This window comes from Botrimarina colliarenosi (genome assembly GCF_007859955.1).
Lineage (GTDB): Bacteria > Planctomycetota > Planctomycetia > Pirellulales > Lacipirellulaceae > Botrimarina > Botrimarina colliarenosi.
On the sequence record NZ_SJPR01000008.1, the window covers coordinates 118,334 to 126,525 of the forward strand.

The 8,192-nt window shown below is 67.8% G+C and carries 7 protein-coding genes; 3 read left to right on the top strand and 4 right to left on the bottom strand.

Annotated elements, in window-relative coordinates; genetic code table 11:
- Window positions 1-9: 9 nt before the first annotated feature.
- The 3 genes from Pla108_RS21735 to Pla108_RS19355 form a co-directional block, all read right to left on the bottom strand.
- Entirely contained in the window at window positions 10-360 is a 351-nt protein-coding gene (locus Pla108_RS21735; RefSeq protein ID WP_449240203.1) for an REP-associated tyrosine transposase, read from the bottom strand.
- A 149-nt stretch (window positions 361-509) separates the two neighbouring features.
- Window positions 510-1,640 carry a serine hydrolase domain-containing protein gene (locus Pla108_RS19350; protein ID WP_146446626.1) on the bottom strand — a complete coding sequence of 377 codons (1,131 nt, stop codon included), beginning with the start codon at window positions 1,638-1,640 and terminating at the stop codon, window positions 510-512.
- Entirely contained in the window at window positions 1,637-3,163 is a 1,527-nt protein-coding gene (locus Pla108_RS19355) for a sodium:solute symporter family transporter (RefSeq protein WP_146446627.1), read from the bottom strand. The genes Pla108_RS19350 and Pla108_RS19355 overlap by 4 nt, the downstream gene beginning before the upstream one ends.
- 109 nt (window positions 3,164-3,272) lie before the next feature.
- Here Pla108_RS19355 and murQ point away from each other — a divergent pair, with 109 nt between their 5' ends.
- Window positions 3,273-4,289, top strand: coding sequence for an N-acetylmuramic acid 6-phosphate etherase (gene murQ, locus Pla108_RS19360; protein ID WP_231934557.1), 1,017 nt, complete (start codon window positions 3,273-3,275; stop codon window positions 4,287-4,289).
- A gap of 43 nt (window positions 4,290-4,332) precedes the next feature.
- Complete coding sequence (locus Pla108_RS19365) at window positions 4,333-5,241, top strand: N-acetylglucosamine kinase (protein WP_231934561.1); 909 nt, start codon at window positions 4,333-4,335, stop codon at window positions 5,239-5,241.
- 48 nt (window positions 5,242-5,289) lie between these two features.
- Here the strand turns inward: Pla108_RS19365 and Pla108_RS19370 are convergent, their stop codons facing one another.
- Complete coding sequence (locus Pla108_RS19370; protein ID WP_261342533.1) at window positions 5,290-6,375, bottom strand: anhydro-N-acetylmuramic acid kinase; 1,086 nt, start codon at window positions 6,373-6,375, stop codon at window positions 5,290-5,292.
- A 356-nt stretch (window positions 6,376-6,731) separates the two neighbouring features.
- Between Pla108_RS19370 and Pla108_RS19375 the strand changes: the two genes are divergently transcribed.
- Window positions 6,732-7,976 (top strand): AraC family transcriptional regulator, encoded by a 1,245-nt coding sequence (locus tag Pla108_RS19375; RefSeq protein WP_197526721.1) that lies wholly within the window; start codon window positions 6,732-6,734, stop codon window positions 7,974-7,976.
- The last annotated feature ends 216 nt before the right edge of the window (window positions 7,977-8,192 follow it).

Genomic DNA, 8,192 nt, shown 5'->3' on the forward strand with positions numbered 1-8,192 from the left:
CGTGTGCTCTTAGAATCGACGTTGCCAGATGGATTGCTCTCTCTTGGCGACGCGACTCGGCGATGGCTTGGGGTCGATCTCGAGCGATTCCGCGAAGCGAGAAGTAAAAAGCGATTTAATCCGCCGCCAACGGGTCGAAAAATCGGCGTCCCAAGGGGGTAACGTCCAAACAGCGTGCAAATGGTCCGGCAACAAGACGATGGCGTCCACAACAAAGGGACGCCGGGCCCGCTCCTCCTCGAACGCTTGCCGTAGCGCTACGCGGGCGCTCCGGCCTGTCAGCAACGGCCGTCGCTGATCGGTCACCAACGTGAAGAAGAAAGTACCACCGGGAACGGTAACGCGGCGATAGTTGGGCATGCCGCCAAACTAGCTGCGAGCTTCCGGGAAGCAAGCGGGAATCGGGTCACGACCCACCGTGAATCGCCAAGGGACTTTGGCTCTACCCAAGTTGGGCTCCGGTGGGTCTCGACCCACCCTACTCAGCTGCCGGTGGTTCGCGATCCACCCTACTCTATCGCCCCCACCACCGCTCCCGCGGCGATCGCGCCAACGCGGCCGGCGGTTTCGTTCGCGTTCCCCTTGCCGTCCGGGTGCAGGCGGTTCGAGAGGAAGATCACGTAGAGGTCGAGGCCCGGGTCGATCCACATCGCCGTGCCGGTGAAACCGCCGTGGCCGAACGCGCGCGGCGTCATCGTCTCGCCTCGGTTCGACGAGTAGCCGCTCGCCATGTCCCAGCCGGCCGCGCGGAGCTGATCGCCCGGCACGTTGCGCGGCCTTGTCATCTCGGCGACGGTCGCTGCGCCGAGCACCCGGACGCCGTTGAGCTCGCCGCCGTGCAGCATCATGCGGGCGTACAGCGCGAGGTCTTCGGCAGTGCTGAACAGGCCGGCGTGGCCGGCGACGCCGTCGAGCAGGGCTGCCCGTGGGTCGTGAACCTCGCCGACGAGCATCTTGCCGTCGCGCGGCTCGCTCGCCGCGGCGCGAGCCGCAAGCTCCGCCGGCGGCAGGTAGCCGGTCTCGGTCATGCCGAGCGGGCGGTAGACCTCGTCGCGGGCGAACTCGTTGAGCGGCTTGCCGCCGGCGCGCTCGACGATCTTGCCGAGCAGCTCGAAGTTGACGTCGGAGTACTGGAATCGCGACCCCGGCGGGTGCTGCGGCGTGAGACCGAACAACCGCCGCCACGCCTCGTCGACGCCGTGTTGGTAGTCCTTGATCGAGTTGTCGGGGACGTAGCCCGACTGGTGCGTCAGCAGGCTTTCGACGGTGATCTGCTCGCCGTGCGCGCCGTCGATCTCGGGCAGGTACTTGTTGATCGAGTCACGCAACCGGACCTGGCCCCGCTCCACCAGCACCATGATGCTGGTGGCGGTCGCTACCGGCTTGGTGAGCGACGCCATGTCGAACACGGTGTCGGTCGTCATGGCGTGATGCTCGGGGACGACTTGGCGGTTGCCGAACGCCTCGAGATAGGCGACGCCGTCCCCCGTGCCGATGGCGACGACACAGCCGGCGAACTCGCCCGCTGCGAGCGACTCGGCGACGCGGTCGGCGATCGGGGCGAGCCGTTCGACGGCGATCTCCGCTTGGGTCGAGGTCGCGGCGAGGAGCAGGCAGAGCGTCGAGAGGGGTCGTGTCATGTGGGGTCCGCGGGCTTTCGTTCGAGCAGGAAGGCGGCCGCGTAACCGGCGGCGAGGGTCGTCGTGGAAGCGATCAGAGCGTTCCAGGTCCAATGGACGCGGTCGTCGGGCTCGGAGATCGCGTTCCAACTGAACAGCGCCACGCCGGCGAGCACGCCGGCCGCCAACGCGACGCCGGCGGTCACTGGCCGCGACTTGCCGCGGAGGATGCCCAGGGCGAAGAGCCCGACGAGCACCCCGGTGGTGAAGCCGGCGATCGATAGCACCAGATTAATCACCGACGACTCGAGGTTCGTAGAGTAGGCGCCGATCGCCACGGCGGCCTGGAGCAAAGCAAAGACGATGGTGGCGGCTTGCGCGATGCGCACCGAGTCAGCGCCTTTGGCGCCAATCAAGGGACGGAGCACGTCGCGCACGGCGACGCCGGCCGACGAGTTCAGCGAGCTCGAGAGCGTCGACATCGCGGCGGCGATCACCGCGGCGAAGAGCAATCCGCGGATCCCGACCGGCGTGTTGTTCGCCAAGAAGGCGGCAAACGCCTGGTCGCCGGTGAGTCCTTCGGCGCCGGGCGCCGCGGCGTAGAACGTCGCCAGACCGACGCCGATCAGCAGGAACAGCAGGAACTGCATCGCCACCAGCGGGCCGCTCAGCCCCAGGGCGATCGCCGCACTCCGCCGCGACCGCGCGCAGAGGTAGCGTTGCACCATCAGATGATCGACGCCGTGCGTCGCTAGCGATAGGATCGCGCCGCCGATGAGCCCCGACCAGAAGGTCATCCGGCCGCCGAAGACGCCGAGGTCAAAATCGAACAGGTGGAACCGGCCGGTTTCGGTGCCGAAGTCGTAAATCGCCCCGACGCCGCCGGGGACCGCCTGCACGATCAGCCACGCCGCGATCAGGGCGCCGGTGGTGTAAACAGTCAGCTGGACGGCGTCGTTCCAGACGACCGAGGCGACACCCCCGAGGGTGGCGTAAATGGCGGTCGCTACGGTGATCGCCGCGACACAAGACGGCAGGTCCCAGCCGAGGGCCTGCTGCAACGCCAGCCCGGTCAAGAAGAGCCGGAGCCCGTCCGCAAAGGTCCGGCAGAGGAGGAACAACACCGAGGCGGCCTGTCGGACGCCGGGGCCGAACCGTTCCTCAAGCACCTCGTAGGCGGTAAAGGCCTGGCCGCGGAAAAACTCGGGCAGAAGGAGGCCAATAACCAGCAGTCGCCCGACGATATACCCCAGAGTGATTTGGAGGAACGTGAGGTCGCCGCCTTGCACAAAAGATTGCCCCGGCAGACTCAGGAACGTAACCGTGCTGGTTTCGGTCGCGATGATCGACATCAGCAACACTGGCCAGGCGACGTTGCGTCCCCCCAGCAGGTACCCCTCGGCGGTCTGCGACCCCTTCCGGGGCCAGGCGCCCCAGACCACCGTGGCCAGCAGGTAAACGGCCAAAATGGCCAGATCGGTCGGCGCAAGAGCCGCCCCGAGAAGCGGAGTCGATAGCAGTGGCGAAGAAGTCGCGTAAATCATTCGTTTCCGTCAAAGAATAGTAGTTGTAGCCCTACTGCCGGAGTAAACAGCGCAATCGTGTCACGCAACTGCGCATCCGAGCCCCCGCTGCCTGTCCCCGATCTGTAGAGTGTCTCTTGATGGACGCACCGCTGAATACTGGAATACTGTTGGTCAAGATAACGCCCGCCACGTGACGGCGCCCGCCAAGGCATTGGCGGGGCATCGGACTCATGGGCCTCACTTCGAGCCCGTGCGGCTCGATCATCTGACGACCGAAGCCCGGAACCCCGCGTCCGAAACGCTCGACGGTCTGACCACCGTTGAGATGGTCCGGGTCATGAACTCCGAGGACGCCCGCGTCGCCGAGGCGGTGGGTCGCGAGGCCGAGGCGATCGCCACGGTGGTCGACGTGGTCGCCGATCGGCTGAAGCGCGGCGGCCGGCTCATTTACACCGGCGCCGGCACGTCGGGCCGGCTCGGCGTCTTGGACGCTTCGGAGTGTCCCCCCACGTTCAATACCGACCCCTCGATGGTCGTCGGCATCATTGCCGGCGGCGTGCAGGCGCTAACGACCGCCGTCGAAGGCGCCGAAGACAGCCCCGAGTTGGGCGCCTCGGACCTCGAAGCGATCGGCCTCGGGCCGAACGACGTGCTCGTCGGCATCGCCACGAGCGGCCGCACCCCCTACGTCGTCGGCGGGCTGCGCTACGCCCGCAAGGTTGGCGCCTACACGGTCGCCCTCAGCTGTAATGCGGCCGCCGAGATCATCGAGATGGCCGACACGGCGATCACGCCGGTGGTTGGCCCCGAGGTCTTGAGTGGTTCGACCCGACTGAAAGCGGGGACGGCCACCAAGTTGGTCCTCAACACGATCACGACCGGCGCGATGGTCCGGCTCGGTAAGACCTTCGGCAACCTGATGGTCGACCTCCGGCCGACGAACTCCAAGTTGCACAGCCGGGCGGTGCGGATCGTTCAGCAAGCGACCGGGATCGACGCCGCCGCCGCCCAGGCGATGTTGACGGCGTGCGGTGGCGAGGTGAAATTGGCGATTGTCGCCCAGCTTGCCGACGTCAGCCCCGAGGAGGCGCAGACCCGCCTCGCCGAGTGCGGCGGCCTTGTCCGCAAGTCGATTCGGCGCTAGTCCCCGCCACTTCTACGCCCCTGATGAGGACCCTTTGAAGCACGTGCTCGGGGTCGATGGCGGCGGCGCCAAGACGTCCGCCCGCTTACTGAGCGTGGGGCCATCCGGCCGTTTGTGCTTGCTGGGGTCCGGTCTCGCCGGCGGCTCGAACCCGCTGAGCGTCGGCTGGGACGCCGCGCAATCCGCCATCGGCCAGGCGATCGCCGCCGCCACCGAACAGGCGGGCGCCGCGCCCGACGCCGCGGTGCTGGCGATCGCCGGCTGCGCGTCGCCCTCGGCGCGCGAGCGCCTCGACGCCTGGGCCCAGACACAAGGCTTCGCTCCGCGGCTGGCGGTCGTCCCCGACACCGAGCCGCTGCTCGCCACGGTCCCCGCCGGCGAATCGGCGATCGGCCTGATCGCCGGCACCGGCACGGCCGCCTTGGTCCGCCGCACCGACGGGACCACCGAGGTCGTCGGCGGCTGGGGCTATCTGATCGACGATGCCGGCAGCGGCTACGCCGTGGGTCGCGACGCGTTACGGCACGTCGCGCTCCGCGCCGACCGCGGTGAGCCGGCCGACGCGTTGACCGAGGCGTTGCTCCTCCACGCAGGCGTCGGGTCGCCGCCCGAGCTGAAGGGGGCGCTCTACGGGGCGGCCGACCCCCGCGGATGGGCGGCCCGGTTGGCGCCGATGGTCTTAGGACTCGCGGCGAGCGGCGACCCCATCGCCATCCAAATCGCCACCGAGAACGCGGCGGCATTGGCCGCCCTCGCTCGCCATACGGCGTTGCGGGTGGGACCCGACGACCGCCCCCGGGTGCGGCTTGCGGGCGGCCTCGCGGTCGGTTCGCCCCTCTACCGGAGCGGCGTGATCGAACAACTCGTCGCGGCGGGCTGGGCGCCGAGCCAGGTCACGCTAGCCGGCGACGCGGCCTGCGCGTGCGGACAACTGGCGGCGCGTCTGGGCTGAGGGCCGGCGCCGTGTAGCCAACGACTCTGCGAAGAGCGTGATCGCCGCTTAAAGCGTAATCGCGCCGCCGCTGAGGGGCTCGCTGCATCCGGTCGTCTCGGGGACCGTGATCGGCAGCTGCCGCATCCGTCGGACCGCCAGCCAAGCGAAGCATTCCGCCTCGAGGGTCTCGCTGCTGAGCTTGCGGTCTTCGACCCGATGGACCTCGGCGAAGTGCTCGGCCAGCATCGACATGATGACCGGGTGCTTGACTCCGCCGCCGGTCACCCAGAGGGTTTTCGGCTTCTTGGGGAGTCGCGCGACGGCGCCGGCCACCGCCCGAACCGTCACGGCGCAGAGCGTCGCGGCGCCATCCTCGACCGTGAGGGTCGAGACATCGACATGGTCGAAGTCGTAGCGGTCGGCCGCTTTCGGGAGGGGCCGGGCGAAGAAAGGCGCGGAGAGGGCTTCGGCGACCAGCGGCTCGTTGACCCGCCCGGCGCCGGCGAGGATGCCGTCGGAGTCGTGGGGCAGATCGGCCATCTCTTGCGCCCACTCGTCGAGAAGGCCGCAACCGGGACCCGTATCGCCGGCGATGAGAGCGCCGTCTTCTCCGAGCCAAGTGACGTTCGCGACCCCCCCCAGATTGAGGACCACGAGCGGTTTGTCGTAAGTGTCGAAGAGGGCGCGGTGGAACATGGCCGCCAGCGGCGCCCCTTGCCCGCCGCCCGCGATGTCATTGCGGCGGAAGTCGGAGACCACCTTGAGGCCCGTGCTGTGGGCCAGTTGCCAGGGATTGCCGATCTGGCACGTCAGGCATTCGTCGGGGATGTGCCGGATGGTGTGGCCATGGAACCCGACGACCTCGGCCCGCTTCCCCTCGGCCGGATGCTGCTTGATCAGCTGGGCGACGGCGTCGGCGTGGACCTGCGTGAGCTCCTTCTCGAGCCGGAGCATGTCGCTGGTCGGCATGTCGTGCTGAGAAGCCTCGAGCAACCGGTGTCGCAGATCCTCTTCGTACGGGACCGTCAGGCCGCCAATGACGGTAATCGAGGCTTCCCCGTCGGTTTGAACCAAGGCGGCATCGACTCCATCGGCGGAGGTGCCACTCATCAAACCAATAGCCGTGATCGTTTTTGCGCTCAACGTGTCCACCAACCGGTTAAATCAGCTCTCGCCATCCGCTGCGACAGGCGGCTAAAGCAAGCGTAGGCGCGACTCGGCTCTAATGCCCCCCTGCCCGACGCCAGGATGTGGCCAACCGAACCGGTTTTGCCGGTCAATTGGTCCGCTAACGACGCCGTTTTCGGAGAAAACGGCGTCGTTCTGCGCAAAGGGACGTCGCGCCGGTTAGGATGGGAGTTTCTACCCCGGTTCAACGCAGCACAAGGCGTGCCGCCGAATCGGGCGCAAATGTGAGGTTTTTCAGCGCTGGCTTTGGGAACTCGGTCGGTCGTCCCGCCCGAGTTTGTGATCCGGCGCCTGTAGCCGTGCCTGTTGAGGGGCCTGCTGTGATTCGCGAACCCTCCGCTCACTCTGTTGCCGGCGGTGCGTCGGCGCCAGTCGCTTCCGCCCCCGCGGCGCTGAAGCAGATCGCCGTGCTCGTCGAGACCGACTCGAGCGCCGGCTGCCGATTGATCCGCGGGATCTCGAACTACGCCGACCGCCACGGCCTGTGGCACTTGCTGCTCGACCCCCGCGACCACGAGCACCGCTCCGCCCTGCCCGACGGCTGGCAGGGCCACGGCATAATCGCGCGGATCACGTCGCAGAAGCAGCTCGAGAAGCTGCAGGCGCGCGGCCTCCCGCTCGTGAACGTCGACGACGTCATCGAGCCGCAACCGGGCCTCTCTTCGGTCATCACCGACGAGCGGGCGCTCGCCGAGATGGCGCTGGCGCACCTGCTCGACCGTGGCTTCCGTCAATTCGCCTACTTCGCCCCGCCGAGTCTCGATTACTCCAAGCGTCGCGGCGCCGCGTTCGTCGAACACGTCCAGGCGGCAGGCTACGAGTGCGCCGTCTACAAGCCGGGCTACCGCGCGGGCCGTCGGCTCGGCTGGGCCGAACGACTGAAGCGCGTCGATCGTTGGATCCGCACCCTGCCGCATCCGATCGGGGTGCTCGCTGTCGACGCGAACCGGGGACGCCAGTTGGCGGAGATCTGTCACCTCTCGGGCATCCGCGTGCCGGACGACGTCGCGGTGCTCGCGGGGAGCCTCGACGAACTGCTGTGCGACGTCTCGACGCCGCCGCTGTCGAGCATCAACGTCGCCAGCGAACGGATCGGCCACGACGCGGCCCAATTGCTCGACGCCATGATGGTCGGCCGCGACGCGCCGAGCACACCGTTCGAGATCCCGCCGCGTGGCGTCCAGAGCCGGCAATCGACCGACCTGTTGGCGATCGACGACGAAGAGATCGTCGACGCCCTGCGGTACATCCGCCAGCACGCCTGCCGGGGGATCATCGTCGAGGACATCCTCCGTCAGGTGCCGATCTCGCGCCGCAGCCTGGAGATTCAGTTCCGCAAGTACCTGGGCCGCTCGCCGGCGCGGGAGATCCGCCGCGTCCAACTCGAGCGGAGCCGCGACCTCTTGGGACGCCGCGAGCTGTCGATCACCGAGGTAGCGTTGGCGTGTGGCTTTGCGAACGCGACCCGCTTCGGCGTGGCGTTCAAGAAGGACACCGGCAAGACGCCGCACTCGTTCCGCAAGGAACTGTTGGCGGGCCAGCGACAGACGACGATCGGCGTCTAGGTCCTGTGAAGTATTTTTTGCGATTGCGCGCGACCCTCGGTGAGCCGTCGGCGCTAGCCGCGGGTGAATCACCCGTAGGGCCACCCGCGGCTAGTGTCCCGAGTTAGAAGTACGTTCACAGACGCGGGCGACGCGTTGGAGGATGGAGTCGGCGTCGGCGACCCATTGGAAGGGCTTGGGGTTTTGGTTGTACTCTTCTAGGTAGGCGTCGATCGC